The sequence below is a fragment of the Variovorax sp. YR266 genome (assembly GCF_900107295.1).
Lineage (GTDB): Bacteria > Pseudomonadota > Gammaproteobacteria > Burkholderiales > Burkholderiaceae_C > Variovorax.
The window spans coordinates 228,246-249,885 of sequence record NZ_FNPM01000006.1 but is presented as its reverse complement, the minus strand read 5'-3'; the positions used below and the strand labels follow the sequence as shown (position 1 = coordinate 249,885).

Genomic DNA, 21,640 nt, shown 5'->3' with positions numbered 1-21,640 from the left:
CTTCAATTCGGCCGCAGGCGCAGCAGCTTGCCATCCGCCTCGTCGGTCAGCACGTAGAGCAATCCGTCGGGCCCCTGCTTCACGTCGCGGATGCGGGCACGGCCCTCGGCCAGCAGCTTGTGCTCGGCCACTACCTTGCCGCCCTTCAATTCGATGCGGTCGAGGTAGCCGAACTTGAGCGAACCCACGAACAGATTGCCCTTCCAGCCCGCGCCATAGCGGTCGCTGGTCAGAAACGCCATGCCGGACGGTGCGATCGACGGCACCCAGTAGTGCAGCGGCTGCTCCATGCCGTCTTTGGCGGTGATGCCGTCGCCGATCTTGCCGCCGCCGTAGTTCTCGCCGTAGGTGATCACGGGCCAGCCGTAGTTGCGGCCGGCCTGCGGGATATTGATTTCGTCGCCGCCTTGCGGGCCGTGCTCGGTCATCCAGAGGCGGCCGTCGGGCGCGAGCGTGGCGCCCTGCCCATTGCGGTGGCCGTAGCTCCAGATCTCTGGCAATGCACCCGCCTTGCCGACGAAGGGGTTGTCCTTGGGCACCGCGCCGTCCTTGCCGATGCGCACGATCTTGCCAAGGTGGTTGTCGAGCTTCTGCGCATCTTCCTTGCGGCTGAAACGGTCGCCGAGCGTGAGGAACAGCGTGTCGTCGCGCGCCTCGACGATGCGGCAGCCGAAATGATTGCGGCTCGCCACCTTGGGCTGCTGGCTGAAGATGATCTTCAGGTCTTCGAGCTTCGTGCCGTCGGCGGACAGATTGGCGCGGGCCAGCGCCGTGCTGTTGGCTGAGCCGCCCGCGTCGGGTTCGGAAAAGCAAAAGTACAGCGTGCGGTTTTTCTCGAAGCCCGAGTCAGCCAGCACGTCGAGCAAGCCACCTTGGCCGCCCGCCGCGATAGGAGGCAAACCTGCGATGGGTGCGCCGATTTTTCCGTCGGCACCGATCAGTCGCAGACGGCCGGGCCGCTCCGTCACAACGAATCGACCGCCCGGCAGAAAGGCGACGCCCCAAGGGTTTTCCAGGCCCGTAGCCACCGTTTCGGGGCGCATCTGCGCCTTCGCATTGACACAAAAACCCAGCGCGGCAACCGCCGCAAAGCGGCAAACAAGAGAAAAGGACGGCTGAATCTGCAAGTTCATGACTTTTCCGGGTAGTTGCGGCGATCTTGGCGAGAAATAGCGACCGAATCCAGCCTGACCGCCTGTTCACCCGAAGTCCGAGGGCCCATTCACGGTCAACCACTTATGGGCAATAAACGTTCACCGTTACATTTTTTCTTCGGCCGGATCAAAATTTTTCATGTAAATCAATGACTTACAGATGCATTCGCTAATTCTGATTAAATTGACATAACCGCGCGTCATCAATATCCTACGCGCCATGCGTTTTTTCGTCCTACCCGCGTCCCTCCTATTTGCCGTCGCTGTTCATGCGGCCCCCCAACAGGAAAAAACCGATGACGAGTTGGCACGAATGCTCGCCGACAAAGGCATCATCGGACAGCTCAAGCAGGTTCGCCAAACCGTCACGGAGCGCACCTCCGACCTGGTGGTGACCGCCATCGGTTTCTTGGGCGTCCCCTATCGCCGCGGCGGCAACACCGCCGAATCGGGTTTCGATTGCAGCGGCTTCGTCCGTGCCATGTACAACCAGACGGTCGGCCACATGCTCCCGCGCCGCGCCGAAGAGCAAGCCGCCGCCACCGAGAAGATCGACGCCAGCCAGCTCAAGCCCGGCGACCTCGTGTTCTTCAACACCATGCGCCGCGCCTTCAGCCATGTCGGCATCTATGTCGGTGAAGGCAAGTTCATCCACTCGCCCCGCTCCGGCGCCCAGGTTCGCGTGGAAGACATGAACGGCAGCTACTGGCAACGCCGCTTCGACGGCGCCCGCCGCGTGCTCGGCGGCCCGACGGATGAAGTGAAGGCTGCGGCCGTCGCCAATACCGGCAACTGAGCCTTCCTCCCGAATTCAGAACGAAAAAATCCCGCCTCGGCGGGATTTTTCATGGGCGCTCGATCAGCAGCGCCCTTCTGTCTTGTCAGCTCTTCTTCGCAGGCGGCAGATCGGTACAGGTACCGTGCGCCACTTCCGCCGCCATGCCAATGCTTTCGCCCAGCGTCGGATGCGGGTGGATGGTCTTGCCGATGTCGATCTCGTCCGCACCCATCTCGATGGCCAGCGCGATCTCTCCGATCATGTCGCCGGCATGCGTGCCGACGATGCCGCCGCCAAGGATGCGATGCGTCTCGGCATCGAACAGCAGCTTGGTGAAGCCTTCGTCACGGCCGTTGGCGATGGCGCGGCCCGAAGCAGTCCACGGGAAGTGGCCCTTCTTGACCTTGATGCCTTCGGCCTTCGCCTGGTCTTCGGTGAGGCCCACCCACGCCACCTCGGGGTCGGTGTAGGCCACGCTCGGGATCACGCGGGCGTTGAAGGCGGCGCTGGAAAGCTCCTTGTCGCCCTTCTGCTCGCCAGCGATGACTTCGGCCGCCACATGCGCCTCATGCACCGCCTTGTGCGCCAGCATGGGCTGGCCCACGATGTCACCGATGGCGAAGATGTGGGGCACGTTGGTACGCATCTGGATGTCGACCGGAATGAAGCCGCGGTCGCTCACGGCCACGCCGGCCTTCTCGGCACCGATCTTCTTGCCGTTGGGGCTGCGGCCCACGGCCTGCAGCACCAGGTCGTACACCTGCGGCTCCTTCGGCGCCTGCTCGCCCTCGAAGGTGACCTTGATGCCCTCCTTCGTGGCCTCGGCGCCGACCGTCTTGGTCTTGAGCATGATGTTGTCGAAGCGCGGCGCGTTCATCTTCTGCCAGACCTTCACGAGGTCGCGGTCGGCGCCCTGCATGAGGCCGTCGAGCATTTCGACCACGTCCAGGCGCGCGCCCAGCGTCGAATACACCGTGCCCATTTCGAGGCCGATGATGCCGCCGCCCAGCACCAGCATGCGCTTGGGGTCGGTGCCCATCTCGAGCGCGCCGGTCGAATCGACCACGCGCGGGTCCTTCGGCATGAAGGGCAGGCTCACCGACTGCGAACCGGCCGCGATGATCGCGTTGCGGAACTTGACGGTCTGCTTGCTGCCCGTGGTGTCCCAGCTGGTGCCGGAGGTTTCCTCGACCTCGATGTGGTACGGGTCGATGAAGTTGCCGACGCCGCGCAGCACCGTCACCTTGCGCATCTTGGCCATGGCCGTAAGGCCGCCGGTGAGCTTGCCCACCACCTTGTTCTTGTGGCCGAGCAGCTTGGCGCGGTCGACCGTGGGCGCGGCAAAGCTGACGCCGAGGTCGGCGAAGTGCTTGACCTCGTCCATGACGGAAGCCACGTGCAGCAGCGCCTTCGACGGGATGCAGCCAACGTTCAGGCACACGCCGCCGAGGGTGGCGTAGCGCTCGATCAGCACGACCTTCAGGCCGAGGTCGGCTGCGCGGAAAGCGGCCGAATAGCCACCAGGGCCTGCGCCGAGCACGATCACGTCGCACTCGACGTCGACCTTGCCTCCGTAGGTGGATGCCACGGGTGCCGATACCGGAGCCGGCGCAGCCGCCTTCGGTGCCGGGACCGCAGCCGCTGGCGCAGGCGCCGCCGCTGCGGGCGCGGACGCCGCGGCGCCACTCACCTCCAGCGTCAGCACGACCGAGCCTTCCTTGACCTTGTCGCCCACCTTCACGGCCAGCGCCTTCACCACGCCGGCAGCGGACGACGGAATCTCCATCGAGGCCTTGTCCGATTCGACCGTGATCAGCGACTGCTCGGCCTTGACCGTGTCTCCGACATTGACCAGCACCTCGATCACCGCGACTTCGTCGAAGTCGCCGATATCGGGCACCTTGATTTGTTGTTCGCTCATTTGGACACTTTCAGTTTGAGTGTGAGAACGTCGACCGGTGGGGCCGAATTGCGATCGAATTCGCAGGCGGCGGCAATGCCTGCCTCCGCCACGTCGCGCGACGTGCGCGACTTGATGTCATAGGCCGCGTGCATGGCGCCGAGTGCGAAGCTGCGTCCCGAGCCTATGGCCCAGAACTCCTTGAACTCGAACACCTCGCGGTAGCTGTAGATGCCGTAGATGCCGCTCTGGTTGGCCATCAGCATCGTGAACTGGCTCGACTCGTAGGGCTCGTGCTCGTCTTCCTTGGTCTGCATGAAGAACGTGTCCTTCAGCACCGGATGCAACATCGTGAAGGTGCGGAAGATCTCGTGCTTGCTGCCGAACAGCAGTTTCTCGCGCTCCTGCGCGGCCAGCGCATGCTGCAGCACCAGGAAGTGCGCGGCGGCGCCGGCCACGGCGAACAGGCTCTGCCCCGCCGCGTCCTCGACGGTGAAGATCTTCTGGTTGGCTTCGGCGCGGTGCGAAAGCCGCGTGTCGCCGAAGGTCACCAGAGAATCGGCTGCCATCGTGACCTGGCCGCCTTTGCGGACGGCCACTACGGTGGTCATAGCAGGATTCGACGGTAGTCCGCGAGCACCTGGCCCAGGTAGGCGTTGAAACGCGCAGCCAGGGCGCCGTCGATCACGCGGTGGTCGTACGACAGCGACAGCGGCAGCGTGAGACGCGGCACGAACTGCTTGCCGTCCCACACCGGCTTCATCTGGCCCTTGGAGAGGCCGAGGATGGCCACTTCAGGAGCGTTGATGATGGGCGTGAAGTGCGTGCCGCCGATGCCGCCGAGCGAGCTGATCGAGAAGCAGCCGCCCTGCATGTCGGCCGAGCCGAGCTTGCCGTCGCGCGCCTTCTTGGCGAGTTCGCCCATCTCGGCGCTGATCTGCAGGATGCCCTTCTTGTCGGCATCTTTCAGCACCGGCACCACGAGCCCGTTGGGCGTGTCGGCCGCGAAGCCGATGTGGAAGTACTGCTTGTAGACCAGCTGGTCGCCGTCGAGGCTGGCGTTGAAGTCGGGGAACTTCTTCAGCGCCGAAACCACCGCCTTGATCACGAAGGCCAGCATCGTGACCTTGACGCCCGACTTCTCGTTCTCCTTGTTGGTGGAAACGCGGAAGGCTTCGAGCTCGGTGATGTCGGCTTCGTCGTTGTTGGTGACGTGCGGAATCATCACCCAGTTGCGGTGCAGGTTCGCGCCGCTGAGCTTCTTGATGCGCGACAGATCCTTGCGCTCGACCGCGCCGAACTTGGTGAAGTCGACCTTGGGCCAGGGAATGAGGCCCAGCGCCGCGCCGTCGGCACCGCCACCTGCCGGCGCCTTGGCCGCCGAGGCCTTGGTGCTGGCCTGGCCGCTCATCACGGCCTTGGTGAAGCTCTGGACGTCTTCCTGCGTGATGCGGCCCTTGGGACCGGAGCCCTTGACCTCTTCGAGCGGCACGCCGAGTTCGCGGGAGAACTTGCGCACCGAGGGCGAGGCGTGCGGCAGGCTGGCGCTGGGCGCGACCGTCGGCTGGTGGGCCGGTGCGGCTGCAGCAGGCGCCGATGCGGCGGCCGCCGGTGCAGGCGCACTGGCAGTTGCGGTTGCCGGTGCGGCAGCCGCAGCCTGCGCAGGCGCCGGGGCTGCAGCACCCGCAGCACCTTCGAGCACCGCGATCAGGTCACCGATGTTGACCGTGTCGCCCACCTTGACCTTGAGTTCCTTGAGCACGCCGGCAGCCGATGACGGAATCTCCATCGAGGCCTTGTCCGACTCCACCGTGATCAGCGACTGCTCGACCTTGATCGCGTCGCCCTGCTTCACGAGCACTTCAATGACGGCGACGTCCTTGAAATCGCCGATGTCCGGCACCTTGATCTCGACCGGGCCCGAGGCTGCCGGAACGGCAGCAGGAGCCGGCGCGGGCGCCGCAGCGGCCGGCGCGGCGGCTGCGGGAGCCGCTGCAGGCGCAGGGGCCGGCGCTGCTGCTGCAGCACCCGCTCCCTCGGCCTCGAGCACGAGCACCACCGAGCCCTCTTTCACCTTGCTGCCGACTTCGACCTTCAGTTCCTTGACCACACCGGCCGTGGACGACGGGATTTCCATCGACGCCTTGTCCGATTCGACCGTGATGAGCGACTGTTCGGCCTTGACCGTGTCGCCCACCTTCACGAGCACCTCGATCACCGCGACTTCATCGAAATCGCCGATGTCCGGCACCTTCACTTCCACTGCTGCCATATCGTTGTCTCCCGCCGTAAGGCGCCGTTCGTTCGTTGGTTGTTGATGTTCAAGCGTAAAGCGGGTTGACCTTGTCGACATTGATGCCGTACTTCTTGATCGCTTCCACCACCTTGGCAACCGGCACGGTGCCATCTTCGCTCAGCGCCTTGAGCGCGGCCACCACGATGTAGTGGCGGTTGATCTCGAAGTGCTCGCGCAGCTTGTTGCGGAAGTCGCTTCGGCCGAAGCCGTCGGTGCCGAGCACCTTGTAGGTGCGGCCCTTCGGGATGAAGGGGCGGATCTGCTCGGCATAAGCCTTCATGTAGTCGGTCGATGCGACCACCGGGCCGGTCGAGGCCCCGAGCTGCTCGGCCACGAAGGGCACGCGCGGCGTCTGGTCCGGGTGCAGCAGGTTCCAGCGGTCGGCATCCTGGCCGTCGCGGGTGAGCTCGTTGAAGCTCGGGCAGCTCCACACGGAAGCCGACACGCCCCAGTCCTTTTCGAGCAGCTCTTGCGCAGCGAAGCTTTCGCGCAGGATGGTGCCGCTGCCCAGCAGTTGCACCGTGGGGGCTTTGGCCTTGAGCGCTGGGCCCTGCTTCGACAGGTACATGCCCTTGATGATCTGCTCTTCGGTACCGGGCTGCAGGCCGGGCATCGCGTAGTTCTCGTTGAGCAGCGTCAGGTAGTAATAGACGTTGTCCTGCTTCTCGACCATGCGCTTGAGGCCGTGGTGCAGGATGACGCCGACTTCGTGCGCGAAGGTCGGGTCGTAGCTCACGCAGTTCGGGATGGTGTTGGCCAGGATGTGGCTGTGACCGTCTTCGTGCTGCAGGCCTTCGCCGTTCAGCGTGGTGCGCCCCGAGGTGCCGCCGAGCAGGAAGCCGCGCGCCTGCATGTCGCCGGCCGCCCAGGCCAGGTCGCCGATGCGCTGGAAGCCGAACATCGAGTAGTACACGTAGAACGGCACCATGATGCGGTTGTTCGTGCTGTACGACGTGGCCGCAGCGATCCAGCTCGACATGCCGCCGGCTTCGTTGATGCCTTCCTGCAGGATCTGCCCGCCCTTGTCTTCCTTGTAGTACATGACCTGGTCTTTATCGACCGGGGTGTACTGCTGACCGTGCGGGTTGTAGATGCCGATCTGGCGGAACAGGCCTTCCATGCCGAAGGTGCGCGCCTCGTCCACGAGGATCGGCACCACGCGCGGGCCGAGCGCCTTGTCGCGCAGCAGTTGCGTGAGGAAGCGCACGTAGGCCTGCGTGGTCGAGATCTCGCGGCCCTCGGCCGTGGGCTCCATCACTGCCTTGAAGGTGTCGAGCGACGGCACCGTGAAGCTCTCGTCGGCCTTGACACGGCGGTGCGGCAGGTAGCCGCCCAGGGCCTTGCGGCGCTCGTGCAGGTAACGCATTTCCGGCGTGTCGTCAGCCGGCTTGTAGAACGGCAGCTCGGCGATCTGGCTGTCCGGAATCGGGATGTTGAAGCGGTCGCGGAAGGCCTTGATGTCCTCGTCGCTGAGCTTCTTGGTCTGGTGGACCGTGTTCTTGCCCTCGCCGATCTTGCCCATGCCGAAGCCCTTGACGGTCTTGACGAGCAGCACCGTGGGCTGGCCTGTGTGGTTCTGGGCGGCGTGGAAGGCGGCAAACACCTTCTGCGAGTCGTGGCCGCCGCGCTGGAGGTTCCAGACCTCGTCGTCGGTCAGGTGCTCGACCATCTTCAGCGTGCGAGGGTCTCGGCCGAAGAAGTTCTTGCGGACGTAGGCGCCGTCGTTGGCCTTGAACGACTGGTAGTCGCCGTCGTTGCACTCCATCATGATCTTGCGCAGCGCGCCGTCATGGTCCTTCTCGAGCAGGGCGTCCCAGCCCTTGCCCCAGATCAGCTTGACGACGTTCCAGTTGGCGCCACGGAACTCGCCTTCGAGCTCCTGGATGATCTTGCCGTTGCCGCGCACCGGGCCGTCCAGGCGCTGCAGGTTGCAGTTGATGACGAAGATCAGGTTGTCGAGGTTCTCGCGTGCCGCGAGGCCGATGGCGCCCAGCGATTCGACCTCGTCCATTTCACCGTCGCCGCAGAAAACCCAGACCTTGCGGTTCTCGGTGTTGGCGATGCCGCGTGCATGCAGGTACTTGAGGAAGCGCGCCTGGTAGATCGCCATCAGCGGGCCCAGGCCCATCGACACGGTGGGGAACTGCCAGAACTCCGGCATCAGCTTGGGGTGCGGGTAGCTCGACAAGCCCTTGCCGTCCACTTCCTGGCGGAAGTTGAGCAGTTGCTCTTCGGAGAGGCGGCCTTCGAGGTAGGCGCGGGCATAGATGCCGGGCGAAACGTGGCCCTGGATGTAGAGCAGGTCGCCGCCGTGGTTTTCGCTCTCGGCGTGCCAGAAGTGGTTGAAACCGGCGCCGAACATGCTCGCCAGCGAGGCGAAGGAGCCGATGTGGCCGCCCAGGTCGCCGCCTTCGGCCGGATGGTGGCGGTTGGCCTTGACCACCATGGCCATGGCGTTCCAGCGCATGTAGGCGCGCAGGCGCTGTTCGATCTCGAGATTGCCGGGGCTGCGAGCCTCCTGCGAGGGCTCGATGGTGTTGACATAGCCGGTGTTGGCCGAGAACGGCATGTCGACCGTGTTCTGGCGGGCATGCTCGAGCAGCTGCTCGAGAAGGAAGTGGGCCCGTTCCGGACCCTCGCTCTGGATGACGGAGGACAGTGCATCCATCCATTCACGGGTTTCCTGGGCGTCCGCATCGTTTGCGGCCGAGCCGAACAGGTTCTCGGGATTTGCCGACATGCTTGTCTCTCCTTTTAGGGCTGTGGCGGTAATTTAGTGCGCTATGGGATCAGCGCGGCGGAGTTTCTCATAGAAACATTGGGATTTCAAATAGTGCGTGACGATTTCTTAATGTGATATTTATGACAATGCACCGATCGGGACGGCAACCATCCCGCAACCGCTACCGAGCTCATCCCACGGCAGCCCACATCGCTTCCGAGAGGGGCTTCACCTAAACTCGGGTGATGCCTCTTTCCTCCCCGCTGGCCGTTGCCCGCAGTGCCTCACCCCTGTCCTGGTGGCGCAGGTGGTGGCGCCGGCAGACGCCGGTGCTGCAGGACGCGGTCGCCATGCTCGCGCCGATGGCGGCCGTGCTGTTGTTTCTTGCCGCCATCGTTTCCGCCTTCTGGTACCTGCGCACTGAAGAGGTCGAGCGCGAGCAGGAGTCGGTGCGCCGCGACGTCGAATACGCCCAGCAGCGCATGCGGCTGCGGCTGCTGGAGCGGCAAGAGCAGTTGATGCGCATCGCGCGCGATGCCTCTAACCGCGAGATCGACCCGGTCGAATTCACCAGCCGCGCCGAGTCCCTGGTGAGCCAGTTTCCTGAACTGCAGACCATCACCTGGATCGACGACCGCCGCCGCTTCAAGGCCGGCTATGCGGCGCCCAGCGTGCACCCGGCGCAGCAGCACCTGATCGGCGATGTGCTGCGTCCCGGCGACATCGAGAGCAACTACGCGCTGGCGCGTGAACTGCGCCAGCCGGTGTATTCGCAGCCCGTGGCCGGAGGCGATCCAGCGGCGATGCTGCAGTTGCACATTCCCCTTTTCGACCAGGGCCTGTTCGCAGGCGTGGTGCTGGGTGAGTTCTCGGTCGACGGGCTGCTGCGCTATGGCATGCCGTCCGAGGTCCAGGCGCGCTACGCGGTGTCGCTGCTCGACGCCAAGGGCCATGTAATTGCCGGCAACACCACCAACCTGAAAGACAGCGGCACGCGCCTGCTGCCCTGGAGCGAGCGAACCAACGAGTACGAAGTGCCGGTGTCGCCCGTGGGCAATGCGCTGGTGCTGCGGGCGCAGGCCTACCGCACCTCGCAGGGCGTGGTCGGCAACGGCCTGTTCTGGCTGGTCTGCGCTCTCAGCGTGCTCACGAGCTGGATGCTGATCGGCACCTGGCGCCACACGCGGCGACGGCTCCAGGCTCAGCAACGGCTGGTCGCCGAGACCAATTTCCGCCGGGCAATGGAAAACTCCATGCTCACGGGCATGCGCGTGCTCGATCTGCAAGGGCGCATCACCTACGTGAACGCCGCCTTCTGCGCCATGACGGGCTGGAGCGAGGAAGAACTGGTCGGCCAGACGCCGCCCTTTCCCTACTGGCTCGAATCCGACCGCGAGGTCATGAACGAGCGGCTGGAAGAAGAGTTGCACGGCCGCGCCCTCCCCGGCGGCTTCCAGGTGCGCGTAAAGCGCAAGAACGGCAGCGTGTTCAACGCGCGGCTGTACGTGTCGCCACTGATCGACGCGCGCGGCCACCAGACCGGCTGGATGACGTCGATGACCGACATCACCGAGCCCACGCGCATCCGCGAGCAGTTGTCGGCCTCCTACGAGCGCTTCACCACCGTGCTGGAAGCGCTCGACGCAGCGGTGTCGGTCGCCCCCATCGGCAGCGAGGAACTGCTGTTCGCCAACAAGCTGTATCGCCTGTGGTTCGGCTCGGACACCGTGGGGCACCTGGGCATGGTGGCGCAAGCAGGCGTGCCCGCATCCAATGCACACGACGAAGGCCTCGACGACGTGGACCCGTATGCCGGCCTGCCCATCGACACGCTCACCGCCGCCCAGACCGCCAACAACGAAATCTTCGTGCCCCACCTCGGCAAGTGGCTCGAAGTGCGTTCGCGCTACCTGACCTGGGTCGACGGCCGCCTGGCTCAGCTCGTCATCGCCACCGACATCACGCCGCGCCGCGACGCCGAAGAGCAGGCCGCCGCGCAGGCCGACAAGGCCCAGGCCGCAAGCCGCCTCATCACGATGGGCGAAATGGCGTCGAGCGTGGCGCACGAGCTCAACCAGCCGCTGACCGCCATCACCAACTACTGCAACGGGATGATGTCGCGCATCAAGGGCCAGTCGATCGACACCGAGGCCCTGCTCGCCGCGCTCGAAAAGACCTCGAAGCAGGCGCAGCGCGCGGGCCAGATCATCCAGCGCATCCGCTCCTTCGTGAAGCGCAGCGAACCCAACCGCACGCCGGCCGACGTGGCCACCATGGTGAGCGAGGCGGTCGAACTCGCCGGCATCGAGCTGCGTCGGCGCAACGTGCGCCTGAATCACTACGTGGCCGCGCGGCTGCCGGTGGTGCGCGTCGACCCGATTCTCATCGAGCAGGTGATGGTCAACCTGCTGAAGAACGCCGCCGAATCCATCGACATCGCCGACCGCCCGCTGGCACGCCGCAGCGTCGAGCTGCGCGTGCTGCCCAAGGTGATCGAGGGCCACAACGCCATCGAGTTCTCGGTGCAGGACACGGGCAAGGGCCTGGCTCCCGAAGTGATGGACCGGCTCTACGAAGCCTTCTTCTCGACCAAGCCCGAAGGCATGGGCATCGGGCTGAATCTGTGCCGCACCATCGTCGAGTCGCACCGCGGCCGGATGCAGGCGGAGAACATCTACAATGGCCCGGATGTGATCGGATGCCGCTTTTCCTTCTGGATTCCGGTGTTGGACGCTATCAGTTCCGTAGCTAGCGACGAGGCAAAGGTACCTGCATGAGTTTGATTCCGAAGAAGGGCACGGTCTATGTCGTCGACGACGACGAAGCCGTACGCGATTCGCTGCAATGGCTGCTCGAAGGCAAGGACTACAGAGTCCGCTGTTTCGATTCCGCCGAATCCTTTCTCTCCCGATACGACCCGCGCGAAGTCGCCTGTTTGATCGTCGACATCCGCATGGCCGGCATGACCGGCCTCGAATTGCAGGATCGGCTGATCGAACGGCGCTCCCCGCTGCCGATCGTGGTCATCACCGGCCACGGCGACGTGCCGATGGCGGTCGACAGCATGAAAAAGGGCGCGATGGATTTCATCCAGAAGCCCTTCAACGACGAAGAGCTGGTCACGCTGGTCGAGCGCATGCTCGAACATGCGCGCGGCGCCTTCACACAGCACCAGCAGTCGGCCAGCCGCGACGCGCTGCTGTCCAAGCTCACGGGCCGCGAGGCGCAGGTGCTCGAACGCATCGTCGCCGGCCGCCTGAACAAGCAGATCGCCGACGACCTGGGCATCAGCATCAAGACGGTCGAGGCGCACCGCGCCAACATCATGGAAAAGCTCAACGCCAACACCGTGGCCGATCTGCTCAAGATCGCCCTGGGACAGGCGGCGCCCGCTGCCAAGGCCTAGAAGCTATCCGGCAGATAGCGACGAATGAATCCCACGCCTGCGCAAGCGGGCGTTTTTACTTGGAAAATCGAAACCGATGACCGCCCAACTGATCGACGGCAACGCCCTCGCCAAAACCATTCGCGCCGAAGTTGCCGGCCGCACTGCCGCACTCAAGGCCCGTGGCGTGAACCCGGCCCTTTCCATCATCCTCGTGGGCGAAGACCCGGCCAGCCAGGTCTATACGAAGCACAAGGTCAACGACAGCGCCCAGACCGGCCTGGAAGCCACGCTCGAAACCTACCCCGCCGACATGAGCGAGGCCGACCTGCTGGCCCGCATCCGCACCCTCAACGACGACCCGAAGGTACACGGCATCCTGGTCCAGCTGCCGCTGCCCAGGCACATGGACAGCCAGAAGGTCATCGAGACGATCTCGCCCGCCAAGGACGTCGACGGCTTTCACGTCGCCAGCGCCGGCGCGCTGATGACCGGCGCCCCCGGCTTCTGGCCCTGCACGCCGCACGGCTGCATGAAGATGCTCGAATCCATCGGCTACGACCTGCGCGGCAAGCACGCCGTGGTCATCGGCCGCAGCAACATCGTCGGCAAGCCGATGGCCATGATGCTGCTCGCCAAGAGCGCCACCGTGACCATCTGCCACAGCGCCACGCAAGACCTGGGCGCCATCACGCGCCAGGCCGACGTGATCGTCGCGGCGGTGGGCAAGCTCAATCTCCTGACCGCAGACATGGTGAAGCCGGGCGCGGTCGTCATCGACGTGGGCATGAACCGCAAGGAAGACGGCAAGCTGGCCGGCGACGTCGATTTCGACGGCGTGAAGGAAGTGGCCGGCTGGATCACGCCCGTGCCCGGTGGCGTCGGCCCCATGACGCGGGCCATGCTTCTGGCAAACACCCTTGAAGCGGCCGAACGCGCCGCCAAGTAACTTTCATGGCCATGACGAACAATCCCCTCCTCGATTTCAACGATCTCCCGCTGTTCGATCGCATCAAGCCCGAGCACGTCGCGCCCGCCGTCGACGCGCTGCTGGCCGATGCCGAGACCGCGCTGCAGACCGTGACGGCGCCCGGCTTTCCCGCTGACTGGAATGCGATCTCGAAGGTGCTCGACGTGGCCTCCGAACGTTTCAGCCGCGCCTGGAGCGCCGTCGGCCACCTCAACGCAGTGGCCGACACGCCCGAGTTGCGCGCCGCCTACAACGAGGCCATGCCGCGCGTGACCGCCTTCTGGACCCGGCTGGGCTCCGACGAGCAGCTGTACGCCAAGTACAAGGCCATCGACGTCGCCACGCTCAACGCAGAGCAGCGCCAGGCGCATCGCAATGCCGTGCGCAACTTTGTGCTGGGCGGTGCCGAGCTGCAGGGCGACTCCAAGAAGCGCTTCGCCGAGATCCAGGAGCGCCAGGCCGAGCTGAGCCAGAAGTTCAGCGAAAACGCACTCGACGCAACCGATGCCTTCGCCTACTACGCCGCGCTCGGCGAACTCGAAGGCGTGCCCGAAGACGTGGTGAGCGCCGCGCGCGCCGCCGCAGAGGCCGATGGCAAGGAAGGCTACAAGCTCACGCTGAAGATGCCGTGCTACCTGCCGGTGATGCAGTTCGCCAAGAGCAGCGCGCTGCGCGAGAAGCTCTACCGCGCCTACGTCACCCGCGCCAGCGAGTTCGGCGACGCCGCCTTCGACAACACCGCGCTCATCACCGAAATCCTCGCGCTGCGCGAGGAAGAAGCAAAGCTGCTGGGCTACAGGAACTACGGCGAACTCTCGGTCGTGCCGAAGATGGCCGAGTCGCCCGAGCAGGTCGTCAAGTTCCTGCGCGATCTCGCAATCAAGGCCAAGCCCTATGGCGAGCGCGACCTGGCCGACCTGCGGGTCTTCGCCTCGGAGCAGTTGAGCATCACCGACCCGCAGCCCTGGGACTGGAGCTACATCGGCGAGAAGCTCAAGGAAGCGCGCTACGCCTTCAGCGAGCAGGAGGTGAAGCAGTACTTTCCCGCGCCGAAGGTCATGGCCGGGCTGTTCAAGATCGTCGAGACGCTGTTCGAGGTGTCGATCCGTCGCGACTCGGCGCCTACTTGGCACCCGAGCGTCGAGTTCTACCGCATCGAACGCGCCGGTCAGAAGGTCGGCCAGTTCTATCTCGACCCTTCTGCCCGCGCCGCCAAGCGCGGTGGTGCCTGGATGGACGACGTGCGCGCCCGCTGGCTGCGCCCCGACAACGGTGCGCTGCAAACCCCCATCGCGCAACTGGTGTGCAACTTTGCCAGCGGCGTCGACGGCAAGCCGCCGCTGCTCACGCATGACGACGTGACCACCCTCTTCCACGAGTTCGGCCACGGCCTGCACCACATGCTCACCCAGGTGAACGAGCGCGACGTCTCGGGCATCAGCGGCGTCGAGTGGGATGCAGTCGAGCTGCCGAGCCAGTTCATGGAAAACTTCTGCTGGGAGTGGGATGTGCTCAAGCACATGACCGCCCACGTCGACACCGGCGAACCGCTGCCCCGCGCGCTGTTCGACAAGATGACCGCTGCCAAGAACTTCCAGAGCGGCCTGCAGACGCTGCGCCAGATCGAGTTCTCGCTGTTCGACATGCTGCTGCACACCGAGTACCACGCGGCCGCCGCCAAGACCGGCGACGTGATGGCGCTGCTCGGCAAGGTGCGCGCCGAGGTGGCTGTGATGCCCTCGCCGCCGTTCAGCCGCACGCCGAATACTTTCAGCCACATTTTCTCGGGCGGCTACGCGGCCGGCTACTACAGCTACAAGTGGGCCGAGGTGCTGAGCGCCGACGCCTACGCGGCCTTCGAGGAAACCGTGGGCGCCGACGGCGAGCCGAACATCGAAACCGGCCGCAAGTACCGCCAGGCCATCCTGGAGGCCGGCGGCAGCCGCAGCGCCATGGATTCGTTCAAGGCTTTCCGTGGTCGCGAGCCCCAGCTTGATGCGCTGCTGCGACACCAGGGCATGGCGGAGCCTCAGCCTGCTTGATGCGGCGCTGAAGCTTGCGATACTCGGGCGATGCATCCGATTTACAAATTCTCACTGCATCGCCTGACCGGCCTGGCCCTGGTGCTCGTCGCCACGGGCGCCATGGCGCAACAGGTCTATCGCCAGGTCGACAAGAATGGCAAGGTAACGTTCTCGGACCGCGCCCCCACGGCCAGCACCGAGCCGGCCTCGGCCTCGCAAGGCGGCTCCACCACGCCGGCGAATGCGGGCCTGCCCTACGAGCTGAGGCAAGTGGCTCAGCGCTACCCCGTCACGCTGTACAGCAGCGACGAATGCGGGCCGTGCAGCACGGCTCGCTCGCTGCTCATTACGCGGGGCATTCCGTTCGAGGAACGCACCGTCAAGAGCAACGAGGAAATCGAGGCGCTGCAGCGCCTGAGCAGCCAGAGCTCGCTGCCATTGCTGACCATCGGGTCGCAGCAGCTCAAGGGCTTCTCGGATGTCGAGTGGTCGCAGTACCTCGACGCGGCCGGCTACCCCAAGAGCAACAGCCTGCCCGCCGGTTACCGCAACGGCCCCGCGCGACCGCTGATCGCGCAGCAGGCAGCACCCGCACCCCGTGCCGCCGCAGCACCGGCCGCACAGCCGGCGCCGCCGCCCCCCGCATCGAGCGAGCCGAGCCCGAGCAACCCCGCCGGCATCAAGTTCTGAGCCAGGCCGCTCGCGCGGCCTTTCATTCCTAGGCGCCGAACTGCAGCGTCTTCACGCCAGTCGAGGTGCCCAGCAGGCACACGTCGGCCTTCTGGTGCGCGAAGACGCCGACCGTCACCACGCCCGGCCACTGGCTCACTTCGGACTCGAAAGCCAGCGGATCGGTGATCCGAAGGCCCGTCACGTCGACGATGTGCTGGCCGTTGTCCGTGACCAGCGGCAGGCCGTCTTTCTCGCGCACCTGGGCGATGCCACCCATGCTGGCGAACTGGCGCATCACGCGGCGCGCGGCCATCGGAATCACTTCCACCGGCAGCGGAAAGGCGCCCAGCACCTCTACCAGCTTGGATGCGTCGGCAATGCAGACGAACTTGCGCGACTGGGCCGCGACGATCTTCTCGCGCGTGAGTGCAGCACCACCGCCCTTCACCATGAAACCGCGGTGGTCGATTTCGTCCGCACCGTCGATGTAGACCGCCAGTTCTTCCACCTCGTTGCTGTCGAATACCGGAATGCCGAGGGCGCGCAGTCGCTCGGTCGAGGCGACCGAGCTGGAGACGGCGCCCTTGATCTCGTCCTTGATGGTGGCCAGCGCATCGATGAACTTGTTCACCGTCGAGCCGGTGCCGACGCCGACGATCTCGCCCTTGACCACATAGGCCAGCGCGGCAAGGCCGACCTGGGCCTTGAGTTCGTCCTGAGAAAGAGGGGTTGGGGAGGCGGGTGCGGTCATCGCGGAGAATCCTTGGCTCATTGAAGCCCCGAATTATCCGATGCCCCTGCTGATGCCCTCCTCGCTCTACGGCCTGGCCCGCCCTTTCCTGTTCGGTTTCGACCCCGAGCATGCCCACGAAATCACGCTGGACGGGCTGGCGCGCACCCAGAACACGCCGCTGGCCTGTGCTTACTCGGCGCCCCGCGTCGACGACCCCGTCCAGCTCGGCGGGCTGACCTTTCCGAACCGCGTGGGCCTGGCGGCCGGGCTCGACAAGAACGCCCGTTGCATCGACGCCTTCGCCGCCATGGGCTTCGGCTTCGTCGAAGTCGGCACGGTGACGCCGAAGGCGCAGCCGGGCAATCCCAAGCCACGCATGTTCCGCCTGCCGCAGCGCGACGCGCTGATCAACCGGCTAGGCTTCAACAATGAAGGGCTCGACGCCTTCCTGGCCAACGTGCAGAAGGCGCGCTTTCGCAAGGGCAGCGGCGGTGCGAAGCAGCCGATGCTGCTGGGCCTCAACATCGGCAAGAACGCCGCCACGCCGATCGAGCGTGCGGTGGACGACTATCTGATCTGCCTCGACGGCGTGTACCCGCATGCCGACTACGTGACGATCAACATCTCGAGCCCCAACACGGCCAACCTGCGCACGCTGCAGAGCGACGAAGCTCTCGATGCGCTGCTCGGCGCGGTGGCCGAACGGCGCGAGGCTCTGGCAGCACGCCACAACAAGCGCTCGCCGCTGTTCGTGAAGATCGCGCCCGATCTCGACGAAGCCCAGGTGGCAGTCATCGCCGCCACGCTGAAGCGCCACGGCATGGACGGCGTGATCGCCACCAACACCACGCTCTCGCGCGATGCCGTCAAGGGCCTGCCGCATGCCGAAGAAGCGGGTGGACTGTCGGGTGCACCGGTGCGCGAGGCAAGCAACCGCGTGATCGCCCAATTGCGCGCGGCGCTGGGCTCGGGCTTTCCGATCATCGGGGTGGGCGGCATCCTCAGTGGCGCGGATGCCAAGGCCAAGATCGCCGCGGGTGCGGACGTAGTGCAGATCTACACTGGCCTGATCTATCGCGGACCGGCGCTGGTCCGCGAAGCAGCTCAGGCGCTGCTGCGCGATCGCAGCAAGGCCTGAGAGCTTTTTCTTTCTTTCCTCTTCAGCGCATGCGCCAGAGCACTGGCGCGATGACCGCAGCCCAGCGCAGCAGGCGCCTCGGCTTGATCACCACCACGGCCGCCGCGGCAACGACGCCGGTGGCCACGGGATGAGCACGGGCGATGCGCAACGCCGCAGCAGCAGCCGATTCATTGGGCGGAGGCGCTTCGCCTTCGCCCGAGCCGCCCGCAGGCTGTGCCTCGCGTCCACCCTGCAGCGTCGCGATGCGCTCGCGTTGACGCTCCATGCGCGCCAGCAACTCTTCGCGCGTGGCCGGCCGCGGGGGGCGCGGCGCTTCTTCGTCCTGCTCCGGATCCTTGCCTAGGCCGAAGCTGTCCTGGACCCAGGCCCAGTCGCGCTCGAACTCGTGGCGTGCCGGCACGAAGCTGTTGGACGCATTGCGCAGGGTCAGCAGCAAGCCGACGGCGGCTGCCAGCCAGAGCACGATCCATACGCCTGCCACCGACCACGCAGCGGTGATGCGGTACGGCGTTTCCCAGAAATGAACCACCACTGCCACGGACAGCAAGGCCACCGTGACCGTGGTGAGCCCCAACACGGCCAGACTGAAGACGAGCATCAGCTTGAGACGCTGCTTCTCGTCCTCCCAGGCCATGCGCAGCAATTGCACCCGGTCTTCGGCCGCCAAGGCACCTTCGGCCGCGGCAATGCGCAGCCGGCGAATCCGGGCGTTCAGCCCGAACAGGGACAGCAGCCTCATGGGCTGACTCCGGCCATGTCCGGATGAACGATATCGCTGCCGTGCGCGCTCAGGTCAGCGGCGGCCAAGCAGCAGGCCCACCAGCACGCCGACGGCCAGTGCAGCACCGGCGATCTGCCATGGTTCGTCGTGGGCGTAGGCGTTGGCGGAGGTGGCCGCTTCACGGGCCTTCTTGGCGGCGAGCTTGCTCTTCTCGGCCGCGAGTTCGCGTGCGATGGCCAGCTTGGTGTCGATGCGCTGGCGCAGCGCCTTGATGTGGGGAACCGAATCCAGGTCCTTGCTTGCCAGCACGCCGCGCACGTCGCTTGCAATGTCTTCAGCTGCTGCTTCAAGATTTTGGGATGCACTCATTGGAAACTTTCCTCCGTGATGACACCGGCACCGCGCCGGCGGCTTCGCGCCAGCAAATGGCGTGCTGTCATGTTACAGGCTCAAAAGACCCTCAGGCGCTACAGATGTGCAGACTTTGACGCGAGATGCCACTTCGCGACGTGCAAAGCGCGCTTCACGCGTCCGCCAGCAAGCCGGCCACATGGCGCCCGATGGCCAGGCTGCTCGTGAGGCCTGGCGACTCGATGCCGAAGAGATTGACCAGCCCCGGCACACCGTGCGATGCAGGTCCGTCGATCATGAAGTCGGCCGCCGGCTCGCCCGGGCCCGAGATCTTCGGCCGCATGCCCGCGTAGCCCGGGATCAGGGCGCCGTCGGGCAGCGCGGGCCAGTACTTGCGCACCTCGGCATAGAAGCCCTCGCCGCGGGCCGGGTCCACCACAAGTTCACCGGCCGAAGACACCCACTGCACATCGGGCCCGAACTTGGCCTGGCCGCCCAGGTCGATCGTGAGGTGCACGCCCAGCCCACCCGGCTCGGGCACGGGATAGATCAGACGCCCGAACGGCGCTCGCCCCGACAAGGTGAAGTAGTTGCCCTTGGCGAAGTATTCCCTGGGCACCGCCGAGGCCGGCAGGCCCTCGAAGCGCCGCGCCAGCGCAGGGGCACCGAGACCCGCTGCATTGACCACGCTGCGGCAACGCAGCGCAGTGCCATCCTCAGCCATCAGGACGATGGCGCCATCGCCGCATTCGGCACGCACGATGGGCGATTTCAGTGCCAACATGCCGCCCGCATTCTCGAGGTCGCCGAGCAGGCTCAGCATGAGCGAGTGGCTATCGACGATGCCTGTGCTCGGCGAATGCAGCGCCGCCACGCAATGCAGCTGCGGCTCCATCGCCACAGCCTGCTGCGCGGTGATCAACGTCAGATCACCGACGCCGTTCGCAGCCGCCTTCGTCCGGATGACATCGAGCTGGTCCGCCTGCTCGGGCAAGGTCGCCACGATCAGCTTGCCGCAGCGCTGATGCGGCACACCACGCTCCGCCGCGTAGGCGTACAGCATTTCCTTGCCCTCGACGCACAGCCTCGCCTTGAGCGAGCCCTGCGGGTAGTAGATGCCGGCGTGAATGACTTCGCTGTTGCGCGAACTCGTACCCGTGCCAATGGCACCTTCGGATTCGAGCACCAGCACTTCCCGGCCCGCGAGCGCCAAGGCGCGCGCCACTGCCAGCCCCACCACACCAGCGCCGATGACAGCGCAATCTATTTCGTCCATCGCGCGAGCTTAGCGCGGCTCGCTCGCGGATTTCCTCATTGCACGGAGGGCGGCGGCTCCGGATCGGTGGGTTCGTCGGGTGGCGTCTCAGCCCCTTCGTCGGGCTCGACGGGCAGGTTCGGCGTGACGGGGGTCGGAAGATCTGGATGAGTGGCCATGGCGGTGCTCCTTGCCCCTCAGTTCTAGGCCGCCACTACGGGAAGTTCAACAGCCCTTGGCTGCACTTGCCGTCGGTGCAGGCCGACAGTTCAGTCGATGAATGAAGTCGGCGCGACAAACGAAAACGGCACCCGAAGGTGCCGTAAGTCGTTGCTTTGAATGGTGGGCGGTGGAGGTTTCGAACCTCCGACCCCAGCAGTGTGAATGCTGTGCTCTACCCCTGAGCTAACCGCCCGAAACGCTGCTGTTTGACTGCAGCGTTCTGAAAACGTATCGCGTTGTGCGAAGCCTCAGATTATGCCATAGCTTTTCAGCCGTTTTCGCGAAACAGCGTGCGACCGCCGCTCGATTTGTCGAGTTGCCCCAACACCGCTTCGTGCGCTGTCAGTTCGTGCTCGGCGGCCAGGATCACCGGCAGCTCGAACTGGCTCAGGTCGATGGCCACCACGGTGGTGCCCAGCTGAGGCTCGTTCGAAGCCACGTCGATCAGCAGCGCATCCTGCCCTCGCGTGAGGTTGATGTAGACGTCGGCCAGTAGTTGCGCGTCGAGCTTGGCGCCGTGGAAGGTGCGGTTCGAGCGGTCCACGCCGAAGCGATCGCACAGCGCGTCCAGCGAATTGCGCTTGCCCGGGTACACCTGCTTGGCCATGGCCAGCGTGTCGGTCACTTCGCTGACGAAGGTGCGCAGCGGCGGCAAACCGGCACGCTCGAACTCCTTGTTGAGAAAGCCGACGTCGAAGGCCGCGTTGTGAATGATCAACTCGGCATCGCGCAGGTACTCGACGATATCGTTGGCCAGGGTGGCGAACTTCGGCTTGTCGCGCAGGAAGTCAGTCGTCAGGCCGTGAACCTTGAGCGCGTCCTCGTGGCTCTCGCGCTCAGGGTTGAAGTAGATGTGCAGGTCGTTGCCAGTGAGCTTGCGGGCGAACAGCTCCACGCAGCCGAGCTCGATGACCCGGTCGCCGTTCTCCGCAGAGAGGCCGGTGGTTTCGGTATCAAGAACGATCTGGCGCGACATCAGTGGTTTTCCTTGGCGTGATTGATCGAGTACTTCGGAATCTCGATGGTCACATTCTCCTGCGCCAGGATCGATTGGCAACTAAGGCGCGACTGGGGCTCCAGGCCCCAGGCACGGTCGAGCAAGTCTTCTTCGCCCTCTTCCGCCTCGTTCAGCGAGTTGAAGCCCTCACGCACGATAACGTGGCAGGTGGTGCAAGCGCAGCTCATCTCGCAGGCGTGCTCGATGTTGATGTTGTTGTCGAGCAGCGCCTCGCAGATCGAGGTGCCGGCGGGCGCGGTGATTTCGGCGCCCTGCGGGCAGTACTCGGGATGCGGGTAGATCTTGATCGTGGGCATGT

19 protein-coding genes and 1 tRNA gene are annotated in these 21,640 nt (G+C 65.2%); 7 read left to right on the top strand and 13 right to left on the bottom strand.

Annotated elements, in window-relative coordinates:
• Positions 1-2: 2 nt before the first annotated feature.
• Positions 3-1,133 carry a PQQ-dependent sugar dehydrogenase gene (locus tag BLW48_RS17705; protein WP_093176633.1) on the bottom strand — a complete coding sequence of 377 codons (1,131 nt, stop codon included), beginning with the start codon at positions 1,131-1,133 and terminating at the stop codon, positions 3-5.
• A gap of 241 nt (positions 1,134-1,374) precedes the next feature.
• Between BLW48_RS17705 and BLW48_RS17700 the strand changes: the two genes are divergently transcribed.
• Complete coding sequence (locus BLW48_RS17700) at positions 1,375-1,950, top strand: C40 family peptidase (RefSeq protein WP_093052277.1); 576 nt, start codon at positions 1,375-1,377, stop codon at positions 1,948-1,950.
• Positions 1,951-2,035: 85 nt separating this feature from the next.
• Here the strand turns inward: BLW48_RS17700 and lpdA are convergent, their stop codons facing one another.
• The 4 genes from lpdA to aceE are packed head-to-tail and all read right to left on the bottom strand — an operon-like array spanning position 2,036 to position 8,868.
• A complete protein-coding gene (lpdA, locus tag BLW48_RS17695) occupies positions 2,036-3,853 on the bottom strand; it encodes a dihydrolipoyl dehydrogenase (RefSeq protein WP_093176632.1) in 1,818 nt (605 codons plus the stop codon).
• The gene (locus BLW48_RS17690; RefSeq protein ID WP_093176630.1) at positions 3,850-4,443 is read right to left on the bottom strand and encodes an Ntn hydrolase family protein; all 594 of its coding nucleotides are present in this window, start codon (positions 4,441-4,443) and stop codon (positions 3,850-3,852) included. The genes lpdA and BLW48_RS17690 overlap by 4 nt, the downstream gene beginning before the upstream one ends.
• Complete coding sequence (aceF, locus tag BLW48_RS17685) at positions 4,440-6,104, bottom strand: dihydrolipoyllysine-residue acetyltransferase (RefSeq protein ID WP_093176629.1); 1,665 nt, start codon at positions 6,102-6,104, stop codon at positions 4,440-4,442. The genes BLW48_RS17690 and aceF overlap by 4 nt, the downstream gene beginning before the upstream one ends.
• A gap of 49 nt (positions 6,105-6,153) precedes the next feature.
• On the bottom strand, positions 6,154-8,868 hold the full coding sequence (gene aceE / locus BLW48_RS17680) for a pyruvate dehydrogenase (acetyl-transferring), homodimeric type (protein WP_093052289.1): 2,715 nt from the start codon (positions 8,866-8,868) through the stop codon (positions 6,154-6,156).
• A gap of 227 nt (positions 8,869-9,095) precedes the next feature.
• Here aceE and BLW48_RS17675 point away from each other — a divergent pair, with 227 nt between their 5' ends.
• From BLW48_RS17675 to BLW48_RS17655, 5 genes are all read left to right on the top strand, one after another.
• Positions 9,096-11,627 (top strand): PAS domain-containing sensor histidine kinase, encoded by a 2,532-nt coding sequence (locus BLW48_RS17675; protein ID WP_093052292.1) that lies wholly within the window; start codon positions 9,096-9,098, stop codon positions 11,625-11,627.
• The gene (locus tag BLW48_RS17670) at positions 11,624-12,256 is read left to right on the top strand and encodes a response regulator transcription factor (protein WP_012747279.1); all 633 of its coding nucleotides are present in this window, start codon (positions 11,624-11,626) and stop codon (positions 12,254-12,256) included. The genes BLW48_RS17675 and BLW48_RS17670 overlap by 4 nt, the downstream gene beginning before the upstream one ends.
• Positions 12,257-12,332: 76 nt before the next feature.
• The gene (gene folD, locus BLW48_RS17665) at positions 12,333-13,184 is read left to right on the top strand and encodes a bifunctional methylenetetrahydrofolate dehydrogenase/methenyltetrahydrofolate cyclohydrolase FolD (RefSeq protein WP_093176627.1); all 852 of its coding nucleotides are present in this window, start codon (positions 12,333-12,335) and stop codon (positions 13,182-13,184) included.
• Positions 13,185-13,189: 5 nt separating this feature from the next.
• Positions 13,190-15,247, top strand: a complete 2,058-nt coding sequence (locus tag BLW48_RS17660; protein WP_093176626.1) for a M3 family metallopeptidase — start codon at positions 13,190-13,192, stop codon at positions 15,245-15,247.
• A 30-nt stretch (positions 15,248-15,277) separates the two neighbouring features.
• On the top strand, positions 15,278-15,919 hold the full coding sequence (locus BLW48_RS17655) for a glutaredoxin family protein (RefSeq protein ID WP_093176624.1): 642 nt from the start codon (positions 15,278-15,280) through the stop codon (positions 15,917-15,919).
• A gap of 28 nt (positions 15,920-15,947) precedes the next feature.
• On the opposite strand, the gene rpiA is transcribed toward BLW48_RS17655, so the two are convergent.
• Positions 15,948-16,652 carry a ribose-5-phosphate isomerase RpiA gene (gene rpiA, locus BLW48_RS17650; RefSeq protein ID WP_093176623.1) on the bottom strand — a complete coding sequence of 235 codons (705 nt, stop codon included), beginning with the start codon at positions 16,650-16,652 and terminating at the stop codon, positions 15,948-15,950.
• A gap of 40 nt (positions 16,653-16,692) precedes the next feature.
• Here rpiA and BLW48_RS17645 point away from each other — a divergent pair, with 40 nt between their 5' ends.
• Positions 16,693-17,772: a quinone-dependent dihydroorotate dehydrogenase gene (locus BLW48_RS17645; protein ID WP_093176621.1), complete on the top strand. Its 1,080-nt coding sequence runs from the start codon at positions 16,693-16,695 to the stop codon at positions 17,770-17,772.
• 22 nt (positions 17,773-17,794) lie between these two features.
• Here the strand turns inward: BLW48_RS17645 and BLW48_RS17640 are convergent, their stop codons facing one another.
• The 7 genes from BLW48_RS17640 to fdx form a co-directional block, all read right to left on the bottom strand.
• Positions 17,795-18,514 (bottom strand): phage holin family protein, encoded by a 720-nt coding sequence (locus tag BLW48_RS17640; RefSeq protein WP_093176620.1) that lies wholly within the window; start codon positions 18,512-18,514, stop codon positions 17,795-17,797.
• A 54-nt stretch (positions 18,515-18,568) separates the two neighbouring features.
• Positions 18,569-18,865 carry a glycine zipper domain-containing protein gene (locus BLW48_RS17635; protein WP_093052316.1) on the bottom strand — a complete coding sequence of 99 codons (297 nt, stop codon included), beginning with the start codon at positions 18,863-18,865 and terminating at the stop codon, positions 18,569-18,571.
• A 154-nt stretch (positions 18,866-19,019) separates the two neighbouring features.
• Positions 19,020-20,123: an NAD(P)/FAD-dependent oxidoreductase gene (locus BLW48_RS17630; protein ID WP_093176618.1), complete on the bottom strand. Its 1,104-nt coding sequence runs from the start codon at positions 20,121-20,123 to the stop codon at positions 19,020-19,022.
• Positions 20,124-20,158: 35 nt separating this feature from the next.
• Positions 20,159-20,281 carry a stereocilin gene (locus BLW48_RS17625; RefSeq protein ID WP_093052323.1) on the bottom strand — a complete coding sequence of 41 codons (123 nt, stop codon included), beginning with the start codon at positions 20,279-20,281 and terminating at the stop codon, positions 20,159-20,161.
• Positions 20,282-20,442: 161 nt separating this feature from the next.
• A tRNA-Val gene (locus tag BLW48_RS17620) sits at positions 20,443-20,517 on the bottom strand.
• A gap of 75 nt (positions 20,518-20,592) precedes the next feature.
• Positions 20,593-21,300: a DNA polymerase III subunit epsilon gene (dnaQ, locus tag BLW48_RS17615; protein ID WP_093052326.1), complete on the bottom strand. Its 708-nt coding sequence runs from the start codon at positions 21,298-21,300 to the stop codon at positions 20,593-20,595.
• A complete protein-coding gene (gene fdx, locus BLW48_RS17610; protein WP_093176617.1) occupies positions 21,300-21,638 on the bottom strand; it encodes an ISC system 2Fe-2S type ferredoxin in 339 nt (112 codons plus the stop codon). Before fdx ends, dnaQ begins: the two co-directional genes overlap by 1 nt.
• Positions 21,639-21,640: the final 2 nt, after the last annotated feature.